Below are 16999 nucleotides of genomic sequence, written 5' to 3'. Positions count from 1 at the left end.
AAACAACTTTTTTGGAATAACCTTGATCACTTCATCATTCCGGCCCCAGGGCCATGGACAAACTCGCAGGAAGCCTGATGTCCGCGTGCTTGAGATCAAGCGCGTCGCTGACTCCACAGATGCTGGGCGCGTCGACTGGATACTTGTCGAAAGGAAGGAGGAGCTGGAGCGGGATCCACGCACCAATGAAGTCCATCGCGGCAAGATCAGCGTTTTCTATTGGGATCTAAGCGCCGGAACTGCTTCCGATATCCCGGATGGCGAATTCCTGGGCTTTTACGACAAGGTTTTCGACGGTATTTCGATCACCTCCTCTAGCCTGAGCACAGGCGGATATGTCAGAGTAGACCCGCCACGGTTGAGGGGAGGGTGGCTGGGGACCTATTTGATGAATGAAATTGTAGCATGGGCGAAACAATGGCCTGATACCCCCGTGCGGGAAGTGACTCTATTGGCCGGTGATGCTGACGATCCGCAAAACAGGATCCGACGAAATCGATTCTATGAAAGGTTTGGATTGGAATTTGACTTTACGGACAAGGACAAGTCCGCTGGCGTATCGCGTTCCATCCTTGCAGGCAACCTCAAGGAAGTGACGACTTGGGCTCAAACAATCACCGAGCATGATCTACCTCGCTATCTGCGCGCGGCGCTCTCGGACGCAGAGGAAATGGCAGTCACAGCGCATATGCAAGTTCGGGATTTCAAGGAGCTTTACGACGAACTGCGTTTTGCCGAGCGCCATCCCGTCAGGTGGATTGCCAGTGCGTGGCTAAGGAATCGCCCTGCTGGGGTCGCTATCGCGGTTGTCGGCATCGTGGCAGCGGCTTGGAGTGGTTTCAAGTTGGTCTGATGTCCTAAATCTGGTCCGAAATGTGTGCTGCCCAATGGCTCTGCGGCTACCCACGCCGACAGACGAGGTGCCATCGAGCCCTTAGGTAAGTCTTGATTCCGAAAATGGATCTTTTTTTGATGCATGGCAGATCCGGTCTGGTGCATAGTCGGACTGGGCCAAGGTCGCGCAGTCCTTAGGACCGTGTTGCCGAACCAGCATTATATTTATGCGGGGCAGTCGGGTATCATGTCCTCAAGAAACATGATGGAGATACCGTGCCAAGAAAATACGCGCTTCCCACCTTCCTTGTCGGCGTCGTCGAACCAACGGCCTACCAGCGCTGGCTGGTACACAAGGCGCAGGCCCATGTAAAGCGCGACCGCAAGCGTGGCAATGCCACCGCGATCGGCGAAGCTTACCGGATCGCTATTCACGCGGCAGTGGGGGCAAGCATTGGGTGTGACGCCTATAGCGGCGAGCCGCTCGACTGGACGTTATTAAGCACCTACGATAACGCCGACTCTGCAGAGGGCGGCCGGACCTACAAACACGACTTCGCCCTGCTGCCAACGGTCGACCACGTCGGCGACGGCCTCGGCCCGGCTGACTTCAAAATCTGTGGCTGGCGCGTCAACGATGCCAAACACGACTTGGATGTACCAGCCTTCCTCGCCGTGTGCCGGGCTGTTCTCGAACATCACGGCTTCACAGTCGTCGCTCCAACAGTCAATCCGCTTGGAAGCGAAGCGTAATGACCGGTCAGTTTGTCATGACGGCGCACTCAAACTGCGCATTATCTCCTTAGAGGAAGAATTGGTAGAAGCAGCAAATCAGCTACGCGTTTCCATACCAGACCCGGATGCACTCTTGCTTCTCTGAATGGATGGGAGCTGTCCGCCAAATAGTCGGGTCAAACTGAGCTTTTTTACAACAGTGATAATGGGTGAGTATCTAAGGAATTTCAAGCGATAGACTGTCAAGTTGGCAACTTGGTAAACCAACCTATTTGACGGAGCTCCCATGCGCGCGCTGCTTGTCCTGCTTGCCTTTCCTCTCGCCTCCTGCACCACTACCATCCAGTCCAGCAAGGTCGATAGTGGCGATGACAAGATTGCGAGCGGAGTGCTCTATTCTTTGCCGGCCACCGCGGTAGAGGCCTCACTCTCGTTTGTGCCCTCCTCCTGCAAGCTGATAAAAAAGAAAATCGTGTTCGCGTACGACATCGCCGAAGCTGCGGTCAAGTACAAGTTCGTGCCGGACGGGGAACAGCAGCATGTCTTCGACTACACCAAGCTCAATTCAAAGCTGAAAATCACGTCGGCCAATATCGAGATGCACCCATCGGGCATGTTTAAGTCAATCAATACGACGGCGGACGACCGCAGCGCCGAAGTCATGGGCGCGATTGGCGGTATCGCGCTGAACCTGGCGAAGGCGTCGATCGGCGTGCCGGGCGTAGGTGTGTCCTCGGAAAGCAAGGACAAGGACGAGGACTGTCCTGCGGTCATTATTCGCACCTTCACCAGCCTCGCTGAGGCGCGCGCAGGCCTGCCGGCAGCCAAGCGCAACGACAAGGAATTGCAGGCCTTGTTCCAAAGCCTCGACGAGGCCAAGACAGACCTGGAAGCGGCCAAGGCCAAGCTAGCGGCAGCGCCGGCCACCGCCGTATTGAAGACCGACTTCGACACCAAGACGGCAGCGCTGGCCAAACTGACCGAGGCGGCGAAAGACAAGGAACTAGCCACGCCAGCGCTACAGGAAAAAATCGCCAAGACGCTCAAGATTCTGACGGCGCAGGTACAGGTGAACTTTGTTCCCACGTTCGAGGCCAGGTGCGCCAGCCCGAGGCTAGGTTATGCGAGCTATTTCAACCAGTTTGCCGACAGTGCCGCCGTTCAGGCCGAGCGCGACGAAATGGCCAATCTGCAAAAGCTGATGGGCGAGAACGACCAGCCCTTCACGGCCGAGGTCTGCATCAATCCGGCGGCAGGCAGCATGCGCACCAAGACGCAGGACAAGGTGCCGCCGGCAGGCGGCATCCTATACCGCTTGCCCGTGCTGGCACAGCTAGGCATATCCAAGGGCGATGGCATGCCCAATGACTTCACGGGCGAGCGCTGGATCTCCGTTCCCCAGTTTGGCACTATAGCCGCCCTGTCGCTGACGAACGGCCCGTTTGACAAGAACAGCCTAAAAGTGACCTTCGCCGACGACGGTGCGCTGGCCACGCTGGAGTTAGCCGCCCAGGCCGCGGCGGCCGAGCGGGGCATGAACGCGACCCAGAATCTGTCAAAAACCTACCTGGACATTGTCGGCCTGCGCGAGAAGGCAAGGCTGGACAAGGAAAAGGCGGCCGACGACAAGGTCAAGAAGGACCGGACAGAGGAAATCGCCATGTACGATGCCCAGATTCAAGTTCTCGACAAGAAGCGCGCGCTCGACCTGGCCAAGGCCGGCGGCAAAGACCCGCTGCAGCAGCAAATCGATACAGCCGAGCTGGAAACCACTTTGATCAAGAAGAAGATCGAACTCGAGAAGCGGCGTCGCGAGCTGGAAAAGCTCAAGGCTGACGCGCCATGAGGAGGTTCGCCTTTCTCGCAGCGTGCGTGTTGTCGGCCGGTGCCGGCGCACAAACACCGCAGCTAGAATCCATGCCCGCCGACGCCCAGAAGGCCGTCAAGGCCAGCCTGGCAAAGCGGTTGGAGGTGCGCTTGGCCGCGGACAACGTAAATGAGCAGTTGAGCAGGGCCATTGGGCAAGTTGGGAACAAGCGCGTGCTCGACAAATTCAATGTCGATGCCGACACCCTGCTCGGTACGCAGCGTCCAGCGGCCGGCGCCCGGTTGCTACTAGAACGCAAGGTGTTGCTCGAACAGCGCTTGCGCGCCCGCCTGGAACTGCATGCCCTTGCCAGCAGCAGCATTCCTGACGATATCCTCCAGGACATTGCTGGTGTCGATAAATCGCAGTTGCGGATGAAAGCCGTACAGGACACGCTCGACATGAAGGCGATCGAGCTGCTTTTATCACTGCTCGACAAGGCCAATATCCGCAACAATGAAATCTACCAGATCATGAATCCCAAGACTTCCGACGATGGCCCGGGCCTGGCTCCCATCGCGACAGGCCTCGTCAAGTTCTATCCGGATACTGGCCGCAGTACGGAGACGGTGGCGCGTAGGGCGTTCGCCGGCGTGGGCGTGCTGGCCAATATTTCAAGCAAGCCTTACAAGATCATCTGTTCCGGCACCTTGATCGCGAAAGACTGGTTCCTCACGGCAACCCACTGCTTTCTCGGCGCGGACAAGAAGGCGCGTATCCCATTCGCCGATTTGGGCGTGTTCTTTCCCTTCCAGGGCGGTACGGAGACGCTTGTTCGCGATGACGGCAGGGAGAGTCGGAATATGCTGCATCGTCCCGTGGCGCCAGCAATGGCCTGGTTCGGTGAAACGCAGGGCATCGCCTTTCCCAAGTCGGAACTGGCAATGTGGCACCAGATCGCCATCGGCAACGACGTCGCGCTGCTTGCCCTTGGCACAGGCGAGGTGCCGGCGCAGCATGCGCTGACGATCCCGGCAAGCGCGCCCATCTCGCCACCTCTCACGCTGGCTGGATATGGCCGGTCGAATGCCAAGGCAGCCATCGGCGAATTGCTGCTCGAGATAGGCGTGCGCAAGGACCTTGTGCAAACTGATGGCAGCGGTATCATGCTGACTGCCCATTCGGAAGCCGCGCCCAAGCCGGAGGGACGGATCTGCTTTGGCGACTCGGGCGGGCCTGTCTTTGTCGGTAATCTCGACGGACGCAATGCCTCGCCCTTTGAACTTGTCGCCATCGCCAGCGCAGTGTTCGAACGCGATGGCGGCTCTGGCGATGCCTGCGTGGACGGCATACAAAACTTTACCCGCCTCGACCGCAAGCCCGTCCGGCAGTGGCTGTGCGCTAAATCCCGGGCAGGCTGTTAAACCCAGTCAGGGCGCGACGTTCGCGCGCAGCACCGGGTACTTGGTGTCGCTTGGCAGGGTAGTCGTCAGTGCGGTACGCACGCAGCTAGTCGCATGAAACGCTCCAAGAGGGGCGTTAGGCGATGATTGACGGGGGGGGGCGTTCTGTAGCGGTGCAAGCGTCCTGGCGAGACTAAGAACGCCTAACAAAACCGCTGAATGTATCTCCAGCAGATGAGTAGGCAGGCAAGTGAGAGAGACGCCTGGTGGATATCGGCACGGCGCTCGTAGCGGATACGCAGCCAGCGGAAACGATGGAGCCAACCTAAAGTGCGTTCGACGACGCCATTTACCAAGGCGTTCGCGCGACTCGATGCCGTAGCGGGCTATGCGTGGAGCGATGCCACGGCTGCGTGGCAGCATGCGGGGCATAGACCTTGTCTGCATCCTTGGCGGTCTAGCGGTCGGACAGACCGGAGTTCTTGATTTCCTGGCGGATTTTCGGGTTGGTTCGGGCTTTGGGGGGAATGCGCGAGCTCATGGACTGAAGTTTATGCGGTGTGCTGCAACCGATGGGACGATCGCGGTGGCAAACCGCCGATCAACTCGTCAAGCACGGCTCTGGCACGGAATAGGGCCATGCTGCGACGAGCAATATGATCGCACGAAACTAAACTGCTAAGATCAGGCAGTTCATTGAGTTTGTGAAATGAACGTCCGATACCTACCGGCAAACGTTCCTTCAGATAGCCCCTACCATGGAGAAAGATGATGGCAGCAGATTCGTCTAAATTTCGCCGACGCCGGCGAAGAGAAGAGAAGGCATTCTTCTGTCAGGTGGAGACGTATTTCGGTACAAAAGAATATGCTAGACACGGTCGCTGCGTTCGCCTCATTGGGATCGACGAGAGTGATTTCCACAGCTTGATAAACGACGGGAAAGACGGTGTTACCACATATGTGATCGACCTGGACTTTTGGCGCTATTTCCGGCAACAGCTAGGCCTTACTCGTTGGTGGGAGGTTATGGGACAACTTGCGAAGATCAAAGATCTCGAAACGCAGTATCTTCGAAGCCGACAGTGGTTTCGTGTCGATATCGAGGTTAGAAAGTCGTCTGCAGATTACTACTATCCAACCTTCTCCATGGATGGGCCCACTTATATAGATATCATCAGAGTCGAACCGGTAAGCGCGGACGACGCACGGCTTCCAAGCGGTGGCATTCAGTTACAAGCGCGCCCGTGTACCTCGAAGATGGGAGCGTTCGTTTCGCAGCCGTTGACTTCCGTCAAGGCTTTCACCGGCACGCGATATCAGCATGGTTCCGCAGGTACGGTGAACCGCTCCGCTCCCTACACGTTTCACGCGTTTCATGTTGGGCAAGGTATGTGCTCGTTGATCGACAACGGACGGAAAGGGTGGTTGCTCGACGCTGGTGCCGGCAAGCCAGTCACGCGCAAACGCTACCTTGATAAGTCCAACATAATGAGCAACGACCTCACCGCTAAAGTCCAACCGCTGACAGATCTCGTGATGGTGGCATCCCACACGGACTACGACCATTGGAAGCTGCTTGCCTGGGACGCTGGCCTTCGCAAAAAAGTAAGCGCAATTTTGGTACCCGCCGGTGTGAGCCACCTCCTGTTCAAAGACAAGGAAGTCATCAGCAAGTGCGTCGACACTTCGTCAACGACAGTAACATTGGCCGCCAACACATCCCTAGAGCTCATCAGGGCAAATCCGAGCACCCTTGATTCTAACGGCAATTGCATCGTTGCGGTGTTCGTGCGCGACGGGCAACGTGTGCTCGCACCAGGTGACTACGTTTACAGCCGTTTCGCGTCCGATTCGTCCCCGCGCATCAAAGACCTGCACAAGCAACGATACAAGGCCGTGATAGTCCCTCATCACGGCGACAAGGAAAGTGCGAATAACGTGGTAACTGCGCACTCTCCTAATGCGCATGCTTTCTTCTCGGCCGGGACACACGGGCATTACAAGCATCCGACCGAAGAGTCCCGTGACGAACACAAAGCTGCGAAATTTGTCGAGCTGTGCGACGAAACCATGGACGAGATCAAAGCAGTTCTCTTACTTTAAACAACTGCGTCGGTGATGGCTCCGGTCAGCGGCTGTTCGTGAACTGCCACGCGGCTAGCCCAACACAATATCGAGCAAATCGCGCTCACATAGTCACTTGATTCTACCGCTCCTCGTTGATAAGCGGCCAGCCGTCCGACCTGTGTACTGTGTACTGTGTACAGCGTTGAGTAAAGTCAGGGAATGGCAACGGCTCTAATGGAATGGATGCCCTCTTTCAAACGGCATCGAGGTGCCCAAATAGGGGTGATATCCCCTTAACCGAAAGGAGCGTCCACCATGAAGATGATTGCCGCAGGCATTGATCTTGCAAAGAACGTTTTTCTGGTTCATGGCGTAGATGCTCAGAGTAAAGCCGTGCTGCGCAATAATCTGGATCGATGGAGATGACGGAATACTTTGTCGATCTACCGCCATGCTTGATTGGCATGAAGGCGTGGGGCATGGCGTGACATATAACCGATCCAAATCGGCGTGACCTAATCAGCGAAAACGGGCAGTGCGATCGCACGCCCCAATGTATCGCGACCAGCACGATGCGTTGCAGTACCGATCGACGTTCAAACGCTTGGACCGGCGGTGGCGGCGACCCCAAAAACTTCTAGCACCGGCAACGCATCAAGTCAAAGTCGGCGCCCCGTAAAACCTCAGCTACAACGTCGCAAAGTGTTTAGTGCAACCCGACGAAGCCCAAGCAACTCTTGCTTGAGCGCCGCTGGAGTCTCTGCAGGGCAGGGGATAGACAGGCCAGCGTCTAGGTCGTTGGTCGATCAGCCAAGCTACGAGATCGCACACCAGGAGTCTGGCAGGACACCCAAACCCTAACACGATCCATCGATCTTTCATCTTCCGAGAACTATGGATCAGGATTGTCCTAGCTACTTGTGGTGACTCAGATCACGATTGCACATAAGCCATTCGGCGCATGTATAACGAAGGCAACGAAAGTACTGAACTCTGGTGGAGTGAGCGTGAATACATAGGTTCATATGGAAATACTCACACATGACCGAATCTACCGGGAAAGAGCACTCGGCTTTAGCAGATTTCCCTGCACCACCAGTACACAAATTCGTACTCCATTTTCAGCGGATTGAATTGCGATCAATTGCGCGGGATCACGTGGTGGGCCATTCTTTTCACTGCAATCCAAGATGCAGAGCACCCCTGTCGTCTTCCCTTTTGCGACTGCATAGGAAGCCGTTTGCGAGAGAAATCGCCCTGCCTTCTGCAGTGAAAAAAGAACAGAGCGTTCGACCTTCAGCTCTATGGGAATTCCCCTAAAGGACAAATCCGTGATGCCACCCGCAGCGCTGGCATGTTCCTCCAGTTCGACGCCTATTGACGGAACTCGTCGCAACGCGGCTCGTACCTCCTGTTGAAACTCGGCTTCAGAATGCTTCCCTGGGAACAGTGCATCCTGAACGGCACTGCCGGCGAGATTAAAAAGCGGAGCAAGAACCATTAGAAAGTCTCGCAACTCCAACTCCGGCAGCTGCGGCGTTCTACGCAGAGTGTTACGAACTTCAAGCAGGCGCTGATCCATCGCCGGATAGCCGCAGATGGTGCGTGATGGATCAGTCCCATCAATCAGAAGGGTGCGATGCCCAACAACGGCAACGGGCTGCTCAGTCTTAGGTGGTAAGAACTCTGCCGCGTACTTAAATTCGAATGGCCTAGCGTGCAATCCTTGAGTAGCCTTTAAAAGGGCTCGGCCGCGCTGACGGAGGATATAGGGCGGCTCACCGTGAGGACGAGGAAAACTGAAACTAGGGAAATCGTAAGTAGAAGCCAGTTCGACAGAGTACGGTATCAATTTCAACTCACTCTGTTCCACAGGCCACCTCGATACCCGAATTTCGAGCTCCAGGTCGTGCACCTCTCCCGGCGTTAGTTGGTGTATGTCCTGCACGCCTACTGAGTCAATTTCAAATTTTAGAAAAGCGACTGTAAGCTGAAGTGGCTCAGCTTCTGATTCAGTTTTAGACTGAGCTCCGTAATCTCCGGCAAAAGGTCGGTCTTGAGCCAGCACCCCAATGGGTAAAGGAACCGCGCCAATTGCGTTAACAAACCGCACAGCATCGTCTAAGCTTGATACATCCGGTAATGAGGCGCTAGCATGAACAAATTTATTTGCCGCACACTGGCTTTCGTACTCTCTCAGCCATGGTTGATAACGTGCCTTTGCGCTTCGCAAGAACCGATCCGCATCAGGGAGCGCACCTATTACTGCGTCGTGCCATTGTGCTAGAGTCCCAGCGATGCGAGTCATCCCAGCGAATGCAGCATACGCGACGGCGGCGTTCGAGCTCGAAAGTGATGCGGAGATCGAATCGAGATCGCCGGCCACGGAATTCAGGTCAAGAGCCCCAACGGTTGCGGGAAATCGCAGCAGCGCTTCCATGGCGGTGAACCGCGATGCCAAGACTTCAGGCGACACAAAGTTATGCCTCATTGATTTCCTCTGGATTTTTGAATCCCTCGTAATACCCTGTGCCATTTGTCACTACATTCGAGTGCTTCCGGAACAGCCCCTTTTGCCAAGTGCTGCTCCAACTTTGTCGCTAGCAATGTCAACTCTGCGTATTGTTTGCGGACCTTCATCTGAATAGAATCGCCTAACGATTGATGCGACTGATTGGCAACTTCGACGGCAGCATCCCACGCATCTGCTGCGGTTAACACCTCGATGCAGGCTGCGCCAAGTACTCGACCGAATGCCAAATCCTGGCAAAAGTTCGCTAACTTATCCTGGATAAGTTGCACTCCACTCTCAGGAAGTTCACGTAACAACGTGACTAATTCTTCATCATGGTGCTCGACTTCCCGGGCATACTGTAAAAGTCTAAGCAATAAATCAGGAAAGCCTTCAACGTGTATGAGGCGCTTTAACATCCACAAATGACTTCGCCTCAGAACTGTTGCCGCATCAAGATTCAACAAAACCGCAATAAAAATGGGTCCCCATTTAGCAAGAGCAGACACGTCCTTATGCAGTCTGCTAACCAACAAATCAACGCAAGTGACGAGAAACTCCGCATCCTCACCGATGGATTGCGAATAGGCTTCAAAGATATTCAGCAATCGCAGGTTAATTTGGCGGCCATATTCCTCAGGAAGCGAGATGCGGGTTAACGTATTAACTGCGGATTGATGCACCCCTTTGATGGGGTCGGCTAGCAATAAGAGGAATGCGTCATGTACCAAGGACGGAAGGTCCTTCACACGAGAACTACGCAACTCCTGCAATGCGCGCGCTCCCGCCATCCTTACTAATGCCGACTCGCCGACCAATGCTCCGTAAAGGTAAGGAAGGACTGCATTAACTGACGCTCCTGTTTTCATAAGCGGCGGCAGCGCCTTAACGAGGGCGCTGCGAAACTGCTCTGGCCACGGCACATCGCTGTTGATGAAGCTGATGAAGTTATCAGCAGCAATCGAATTCACTGCTGCTGCGCTGCTCACCCATTCAAGGATGGCAGCGCGTAGTCCAGCAACTTGCTGAATTTTGCTGTCACGCTCCAAGTGTGCAAGAAAGTTATCCGCATCTTCAGGTGCGATTTTGGAATCCATTAAATTCTGAAGTGCTTGGTCCACCAATGCAGCGGTGCCCAGCAGGAACTCAATCTGCTCAGTTACGACCGGAGCGAGTTGGTCAGGAAAGTGTCTCAACGCCTCATGAACCTCCTTGAGCACTTCGGTATTTTGGCTAACAGAGGCCCATTGTAAAATCCGCCTAAGGGCTGTTCCATACGGTTTGAGATTTAGGATTGGCTCTTCAGAATCGAACCGACTTTGGGGGAGTCTCAGCAGATCAGAATACACGCCTGCGATACGTGCCTCTCCGATACTAGAAGCACTGGTATAGTAGTTTGCAAGCAACGTATCCACCTGTTGGTCATCAGCGTGAAAGGCGGAGACCAGCGCACGACTCAGATCAAGAGCGATGCCGTCTATTTCCGAATCTCTATCGCTATCTAGCAAGGTGTCGATCCGCACTAACTTAGCGGCCAAGCCGCGCACTAGTCCTACAGGAAACGTGACGTCGACATACAGCAAATGCATGACTCTGGCTGCGACACTCACATCCTTGGCCACCCTGCTGCCAATCAAAGTATCAAGTGCTTTTTCGACCGGCTTCGCAAACATCACCGCCAGCGCCTGCAGTGGCTCAGGGTGCCGCTCAGGCTCTGAGAAGTCAAATTGATTACGCGGAGGCGCCGCGTAAAAACAAAGGCTTTTTACAGCAGCGCCAACCTGTTCTTCCTTAACCAAATTAAGATGAGAAACTAGAATCTCACCAGCAATAGCTAAGTCGCTTCCGCTTGAGATGCGATGCATCGCGCACGCTACAAGTCGCTCGTAGTCAGCGGAAAGCAAACTTAGGCAGCGGAGCGCAGTATCCGAAGCCCAGGTCTCGCTCGCTTCGACCAAGTTGAAAAGGTGCTCGACTAGAGCGCCGGTGAAAACTTCAGGAGCCAGACTAGCGGTCGCGAGAATCTTCTCAGCCGCATCCTGCGTTCGCTTTTGATCCAATAACTGGATGTCTTCAATTAAAGCAGCAACGGGTGCGGTTGCATCTAGACGAAGTCCATCTCTAATTCTTTGGCGCGAGTCGAATGCGTCGTTGAGAGCCTTCTCCGTCCGTGTCTTGTCTGCTTCCCATTCAGCTTTCTTTCGGTCCCGCTCTAGCACAACTTGGACAAGATTTGGCAGGCGCAATGGGTGACGCAGTTTGCAACCTACACAATTATGATCATAGAAGTCTAGTGCTGCGTCTTCGAGCAACCGAGTCGCCATTCTAGCTGGAGGGGCATGGTCACAACCCATAGAGTGATTGCCGATCGGGAATCCGGTTATTTTTTCAATCATGCCGGTGCCCCCAAACTTCTCGATCCGTGCATGGCCGCACCAGTTCTGGATAAGAACCTTAACCTCTTGATTCCGGCGACCGTCCTCTACTGCTCTCTGATAATCCCGATTTCCAACCATGAACTTTCATCCTCTATTGTGAATGTGAAAATGTACGTAGTCACTTGGTAAAGATCAGGACAGATGACGAGAAATGACTCTAGACGGTTCAACTATGAGAGCTGCGGCACTTTCAGTGTCGTGCTTGTCACGCGGTAGCAGCGGCGCAAAATCTACAGTCATTTATCGCTCAAAAATAGTCGTAAGTGAAGGTCCGGTTATAGCCGCTAGCTGAAGTCCAGAGGATGGAAATCCGACATTGCTTTACGCAGCAAGGCGTTCTGCACCGAATACGTTCAGTCTTCGGTAGAATTCCAGTCTAAAATTTCTACGAAATCTTCATCACCGGAATTTCGTTCGAATGCCGAGCCGATCGGAGCGTCTAGCAAAGGAATAATGGAACGATCATAATTGACGATCGTATTCATATTGTAATATGCGAGATTTTCGATGTCGTTTGCGTACTCATCAGTTTCTTGCCCTGACATGAAGCACCATCCACTATCGTGGTCGTGTCTAGGACTTTCTCGATACATGAAACATACCGGAAGACCATCGACAGTGATCATGTCGCTTGCTAGGCCTGCACCATAGCCAGAGACGAGCGGTTGAATCTGATCTTTCGCCAAGAAGTAAATTTTCGTCATACCCAACGTCTAACATCCAAGTTCAACTACGGCTAAACGGCCGTCGGCGGTAACATTCTGATTCGCAATAATCGCTAGTGGCTGCGGACTCAATCTATCAACGCAACACTTTAACTTAAATGTATCGTTGCTGAACAGAAATGATGCGAAAGATAACTCGAATCGATTGCGCGGTGCCCCGTGGAACCCGAGATTAACGTTGCAAGGGGTTTAGCCACGGAAGTGTTCATGGTGGAATCCACCGAAGCTCAAGCGGCTTTTGCCTGAGCGCGGTAGTAGCCGCTGCAGGACAGGGCGATTGGTACGTCAGACCCGATCTCGTCGTTGGATACGGTAGCGACGAGATCGCAGCCCTGGTGTCTGGCTGGACACCCAAGTCCCTAATAGGATCCATCGGTTTTCCATCTTTCAAAACTATGGATCAGGAGATTCTAAGCTACGAGTGGCGATTCATCCTAGCAAGAGAATGCTTCGCAAGAAACCAACATCCCACAGCTATCCACGCCAGGGCCCAACCAATGGCAAAGTAGGTGACGAGACCATAGAAAAAGATAGGCCAAATCCATGCAGGGCCACCGCCAATGGAGAGGAGCATCAAAAAGGCAGAAACCAGAGCAACAACGACTATCGGCAGCCCCAGGCCTTGCGCAATATAGAGTAGAACGCATCCTGCCGCTCCATGCCCCCCCGTGCGAATTATTTTTAGCCGCGCGACAAGAATTCCGCATGCAATGGTGACAGGTAAAGACAAAAAAATTAATGCCAGCACCACTATGCTCAAAGTTTCCATCAGGTCTAAGTTAAATGAATTTGAAAGGCAGCTGCGGCTGCGGACTCAATCGGTGGCTGCGACACTCTAATCTAAATATATTGCTGCAGAGCAAAAATAATGTAAAGTAGACTCGAATCGAATGTGCCGCGCCCCGCAAAAACTCAACTACAAAGTCACAAAGTGCTTGGTCACGGAAAGCTCATACAGAAACCGTCCGAAGCTCAAGCCGTATGTGATGGAGCGCGACAGGAGCCTCTGCAGGGCAGGGGGGATAGTCAGGCCAGACCCGATCTCGTCGTTGGATCAGGCAGCTGTGAGATCGCAAACCAGGTGCTTCGCAGGACGCCCAGGCCCCCCGACACAATCAATTGGTTTTTCATCTTGCAAGAACTATGAATCAGACGAGTCTGAGCTACTGGTGGCGATTCACGATTCAAGTCTGCACTACTAATAGCGATTCAGTTCCTGGAGAAAACCATTAAGTAAAAGCGTTGTACGCTCCACGTCACCAGTGTGTGATTTCATCATTTGAGAGTTGAATTTCTCAAAGTTCTTCTGGTTTGCGAATACAGCAATAACTTGATCTCTTGTTTCCTGAGTGATGTCACGTTGAGCATCCCGGCCAAGTAGGGCAGCCCCGGATAGTTCGACGTCATAAACATGGGCCTCGAGCAGGTCCATACATTCCGCGTAAAGTCGATCAAATTGACCAGCTTGGTGATAGTTTCGAAGAATCAATAAAACATCAGATGCGTGCTTATCGCCCTCAGGGCGATCGCTCCAGGCTAGTATCTTGAGTATAGCCATGGCAGGTAGGGATACGACCTTCGTCTTAAAGCCAGGTGCGATCTCAACGTCAAGTGCACTATGAAAAGCCTCCACGTATCCGGAAACATTCATCACGAATTCACCCTTTGGGGGCCAGGCTATTTCGCCGCCTTGCTCCACGCCATCGAACGGCACTAGGTCGAGGGGATAGGCACCGATACCCTCTCCGAAAGTGAGACGGTGCGCATGCTCACCTGGAAAAAAGCCGGCTGTTGCGATCAGTTGCGCCTTTAAACGATCAAATTCGCCCCATGAAGAAACTGCAACGGCGAAATCAACATCCCTTGTTGCCCGCGCCGCTTCCAACTCGTATACATGCTCCATTAAAATGTCTCGCGCAGTCGCTCCTATCACGAAGTAAGAAATCTTTAATTGCTTTGCCACCTGATCAAGTGCGCCGATCAACCTGAGTAGAACGTCTGTTAGCGGGACATTAGGCTTCACTTGCAACATATTTGCAAATTTCCTTTCTTAGGTAGGTGGCAATTTCCATCGTTCGCTCCTCTCCAGTACCGATTAGATCGGCATAGATCAATGCGTCGGGTACAGTTGGGAAACTTTGCAGCTCATTGGCATTCCAAAACATGTTGACTACTTCAATTTTTCCTTCGGGGTCACGACGCAGCTTTAGCTCCTGCACGAGGTTACGCATTACGTTCGGCTCATTGAGGTCAATGTACAGCGTGAGAGTACCAGGCTTCAGCCCCATATCACGGTATGCCGCCGCCGCCTCTCCTCCCAATGCTACTTCACGTATCTGAGGGCTCACTCGCTGAATAGTTGCAGGCAAGGAGGCAGGGGAGCTCATCCTGTGTCTCTCAAGTTTTGGGCGAATTCGTCCTAAGTAACCTTCCGTCCAGGCATCTAGCCATCGTTCCGGCGTAGTCAGTACTCTACGGCCCGTTCCTGCTGTGGTGAAAAACCCAATCTCCTCAAGTACGATTAAAGCTGCTCCAGCCGCGCCATGGGAAACGAGGGATACCTCAGCAATTCGCCGCACGTTGCTATTCAGGATAGAGGGTTGGGCCAAAATAGCAAAAACAACCCGCAGCGCAGCGGGCGTTAGTCCACGAGTAGCCACTTGCTCTGCTTTCGTAGTGTCTTTGACCCCAACAATGAAGACGTAGAGTCCAGACTGGCGTAAGAAACAGTTACCGGCATGATCAATAAATTGGATATTGAGTTCGCGGCACTGCTCAGCCATTGCACTACTCATGGACCGGGTAATCAGCACAGTCCCATTTTGCAACGCCTTAAAAGTCAACAGCTGATCACGGCGATCAACAATCCCCTTGGCCTCGTAAGGCAAATCAAAACACTGCCCTTCGTCGGTTCGAATGCGCAGGTAGCCGTCATGGTCACGTGCAGTAGTATCTTCCAGCACCTGTATGGTTAGGCCTGCGGTTCGCTGCAAAATTTCCACAAGCTTGTGCAATGATTGTGATTCATACTGTTTCAGTGACATATCTTCGCCCAACGTTAGGTTGTCCGTATAGGTTGTTTTTTCCACATACTTGAACACAATCAAATTGTGAACCTTGTCCATTAAATAGTCAATGTCCACGTAACGTGGACAACATCAGAAAAATGGACAACAGCACTAACCTCTTGCCACCAATTCAATTGTTCATCGAAACACTCCAACCTGAACGCAAAGGTAGCGACGATGGTCTATCCCGTGGCCGATCTGATGAGCGAATCTCTAGGAAGGGAACTATGACGCCTAAAATTTAGCAGACCCGCCCTATCCGCCCCGACCAACACTCCCCACCAGGACCGGCCGTGGCGGCCAGAACCAAACCGCGGGCACGCGACGTGACAAATCAAAGTCGACGATTCGCGACCTCAACTACAACGTCACAAGGCGTTTATCCTCGGAAGAAATCATGCATGAACCGGCCGAAGCTCAAGCAACTATTGCTTGAACGCGGCAGTAGTATCTGCAGGGCAGGGGAGATAGACAGGCCAGACCCGATCTCGTCGTTGGATCAGGCAGCTATGAGATCGCGCACCAGGAGCCTGGCAGAACACCGGTGGCCCCATACCGATCCATCAGTTCATCATCTTTTTAGAACTATGGATCAGGAGAGTTTAAGCTGCTGGTGGCGATCAATGGGGAGGGAAGGCAACATTGAATAAATTTGCGTTACGATAGCTACTCCATAGCGCCCTTTTATGCGCATGAACCTCCTCATTCTGCCATCTATGTCACCTAATATCGAAACCCTCTTGCAGCGCTCGGCAGAGTTTGAACTTGCACTGCATGCAGAATTTCCTGAACTGGAACTACGATTGGCTGATAGCAGCCCAAAATTGGAACTCGTAGCCACTGCAGCCATGGTCTCCATAGAACACGGATCGGTGCTCAGGAAAGCATTTGAGGTCGGAGCGTCAAATACTGGCGCTGCGCTATTGCGCCTGCAGAACGAAGCGGTTCTCAAGGCAGCATGGCTGCTTTTCGCGGCCACACCTCCCCAGGTGGAAAAGCTGGCAGTGCCTTTGGAAAGTGAGGCTGAGCAAGCAGCCAAGGGACTACCAGGATACCTTGATATGCTGGCAGCAGTACAAAAGACTGGGCCCGCCGGACTCACACAGCCACTGATGGAGTTCAACCAATACTCACGCCATGCGCTGAATTCGTTCGTGCACACCGGCATTCATCCGCTCAGCCGCACAAAGGAAGGTTTTCCTTTGCCACTGGCGAAAAAGATACTCAAGTTTGCCAATGCTCACAGTCATCTTGCCTATCGTATCTTGGCGGTGCTCACAGGTGAGCAGCAGCGTATGAATCAAGTTACAAAGCTGTATCTCGCCTTCGCAGATTGCCTGCCAATGACTTCAGTAAATGAACCGAATCCGACCTAGTTGGGATAAATTTACCGGCTCGGTCATGGACAAG

The 16999-nt window shown here is 53.5% G+C and carries 11 protein-coding genes and 2 pseudogenes; 7 read left to right on the top strand and 6 right to left on the bottom strand.

The features are described 5' to 3' along the window. The first annotated feature begins 22 nt into the window (after nucleotides 1-22). The 4 genes from CLU91_RS26790 (at nucleotide 23) to CLU91_RS26775 (ending at nucleotide 4800) form a co-directional block, all read left to right on the top strand. Nucleotides 23-853, top strand: coding sequence for a GNAT family N-acetyltransferase (locus tag CLU91_RS26790; RefSeq protein WP_100876985.1), 831 nt, complete (start codon nucleotides 23-25; stop codon nucleotides 851-853). Between the two features lie 257 nt (nucleotides 854-1110). Further along, nucleotides 1111-1587, top strand: a complete 477-nt coding sequence (locus tag CLU91_RS26785) for a hypothetical protein (protein ID WP_232730965.1) — start codon at nucleotides 1111-1113, stop codon at nucleotides 1585-1587. A 268-nt stretch (nucleotides 1588-1855) separates the two neighbouring features. After that, a complete protein-coding gene (locus CLU91_RS26780; RefSeq protein WP_100876984.1) occupies nucleotides 1856-3415 on the top strand; it encodes a hypothetical protein in 1560 nt (519 codons plus the stop codon). A gap of 71 nt (nucleotides 3416-3486) precedes the next feature. Beyond that, nucleotides 3487-4800: a trypsin-like serine protease gene (locus tag CLU91_RS26775; RefSeq protein ID WP_157814836.1), complete on the top strand. Its 1314-nt coding sequence runs from the start codon at nucleotides 3487-3489 to the stop codon at nucleotides 4798-4800. A gap of 182 nt (nucleotides 4801-4982) precedes the next feature. Here CLU91_RS26775 and CLU91_RS26770 read toward each other — a convergent pair. Next, nucleotides 4983-5193, bottom strand: a pseudogene (locus CLU91_RS26770) (transposase); the annotation flags it as partial. 354 nt (nucleotides 5194-5547) lie between these two features. On the opposite strand from CLU91_RS26770, the gene CLU91_RS26765 reads away from it, so the two are divergent. Together CLU91_RS26765 and CLU91_RS28600 are read left to right on the top strand one after the other, a co-directional pair. Beyond that, on the top strand, nucleotides 5548-6882 hold the full coding sequence (locus CLU91_RS26765) for a hypothetical protein (protein ID WP_100876982.1): 1335 nt from the start codon (nucleotides 5548-5550) through the stop codon (nucleotides 6880-6882). A gap of 279 nt (nucleotides 6883-7161) precedes the next feature. Further along, nucleotides 7162-7331 (top strand): annotated as a pseudogene (locus CLU91_RS28600) (IS110 family transposase); the annotation flags it as partial. Nucleotides 7332-7897: 566 nt separating this feature from the next. Here CLU91_RS28600 and CLU91_RS26760 read toward each other — a convergent pair. The 5 genes from CLU91_RS26760 to CLU91_RS26740 form a co-directional block, all read right to left on the bottom strand. Next, a complete protein-coding gene (locus tag CLU91_RS26760; protein WP_232730964.1) occupies nucleotides 7898-9337 on the bottom strand; it encodes a hypothetical protein in 1440 nt (479 codons plus the stop codon). Continuing rightward, nucleotides 9334-11754 carry a hypothetical protein gene (locus CLU91_RS26755; protein WP_157814835.1) on the bottom strand — a complete coding sequence of 807 codons (2421 nt, stop codon included), beginning with the start codon at nucleotides 11752-11754 and terminating at the stop codon, nucleotides 9334-9336. The genes CLU91_RS26760 and CLU91_RS26755 overlap by 4 nt, the downstream gene beginning before the upstream one ends. A 395-nt stretch (nucleotides 11755-12149) precedes the next feature. Next, the gene (locus CLU91_RS26750; protein ID WP_100876980.1) at nucleotides 12150-12500 is read right to left on the bottom strand and encodes a DUF2185 domain-containing protein; all 351 of its coding nucleotides are present in this window, start codon (nucleotides 12498-12500) and stop codon (nucleotides 12150-12152) included. 1219 nt (nucleotides 12501-13719) lie between these two features. Continuing rightward, nucleotides 13720-14553 carry a nucleotidyl transferase AbiEii/AbiGii toxin family protein gene (locus CLU91_RS26745; RefSeq protein WP_100876979.1) on the bottom strand — a complete coding sequence of 278 codons (834 nt, stop codon included), beginning with the start codon at nucleotides 14551-14553 and terminating at the stop codon, nucleotides 13720-13722. Further along, on the bottom strand, nucleotides 14534-15664 hold the full coding sequence (locus tag CLU91_RS26740; RefSeq protein WP_157814834.1) for a type IV toxin-antitoxin system AbiEi family antitoxin: 1131 nt from the start codon (nucleotides 15662-15664) through the stop codon (nucleotides 14534-14536). The genes CLU91_RS26745 and CLU91_RS26740 overlap by 20 nt, the downstream gene beginning before the upstream one ends. 611 nt (nucleotides 15665-16275) lie before the next feature. Here CLU91_RS26740 and CLU91_RS26735 point away from each other — a divergent pair. After that, nucleotides 16276-16965, top strand: coding sequence for a DUF6988 family protein (locus CLU91_RS26735; protein WP_100876977.1), 690 nt, complete (start codon nucleotides 16276-16278; stop codon nucleotides 16963-16965). Nucleotides 16966-16999: the final 34 nt, after the last annotated feature.

It is taken from the genome of Janthinobacterium sp. 64 (assembly GCF_002813325.1).
GTDB lineage: Bacteria > Pseudomonadota > Gammaproteobacteria > Burkholderiales > Burkholderiaceae_D > Janthinobacterium.
This window is presented reverse-complemented; position numbering and strand designations above follow the sequence as displayed.

What these genes read in the sequence shown, in the direction of transcription:
- CLU91_RS26775 (WP_157814836.1), top strand. Translation starts at nt 3,487, where the DNA reads ATGCCCGCCGACGCCCAGAAGGCCGTCAAGGCCAGCCTGGCAAAGCGG.
- CLU91_RS26765 (WP_100876982.1), top strand. Translation starts at nt 5,548, where the DNA reads ATGATGGCAGCAGATTCGTCTAAATTTCGCCGACGCCGGCGAAGAGAA.
- CLU91_RS26735 (WP_100876977.1), top strand. Translation starts at nt 16,276, where the DNA reads ATGCGCATGAACCTCCTCATTCTGCCATCTATGTCACCTAATATCGAA.
- CLU91_RS26755 (WP_157814835.1), bottom strand. Translation starts at nt 11,754, where the DNA reads ATGATTGAAAAAATAACCGGATTCCCGATCGGCAATCACTCTATGGGT.
- CLU91_RS26745 (WP_100876979.1), bottom strand. Translation starts at nt 14,553, where the DNA reads ATGTTGCAAGTGAAGCCTAATGTCCCGCTAACAGACGTTCTACTCAGG.
- CLU91_RS26750 (WP_100876980.1), bottom strand. Translation starts at nt 12,500, where the DNA reads ATGACGAAAATTTACTTCTTGGCGAAAGATCAGATTCAACCGCTCGTC.
- CLU91_RS26760 (WP_232730964.1), bottom strand. Translation starts at nt 9,337, where the DNA reads ATGAGGCATAACTTTGTGTCGCCTGAAGTCTTGGCATCGCGGTTCACC.
- CLU91_RS26780 (WP_100876984.1), top strand. Translation starts at nt 1,856, where the DNA reads ATGCGCGCGCTGCTTGTCCTGCTTGCCTTTCCTCTCGCCTCCTGCACC.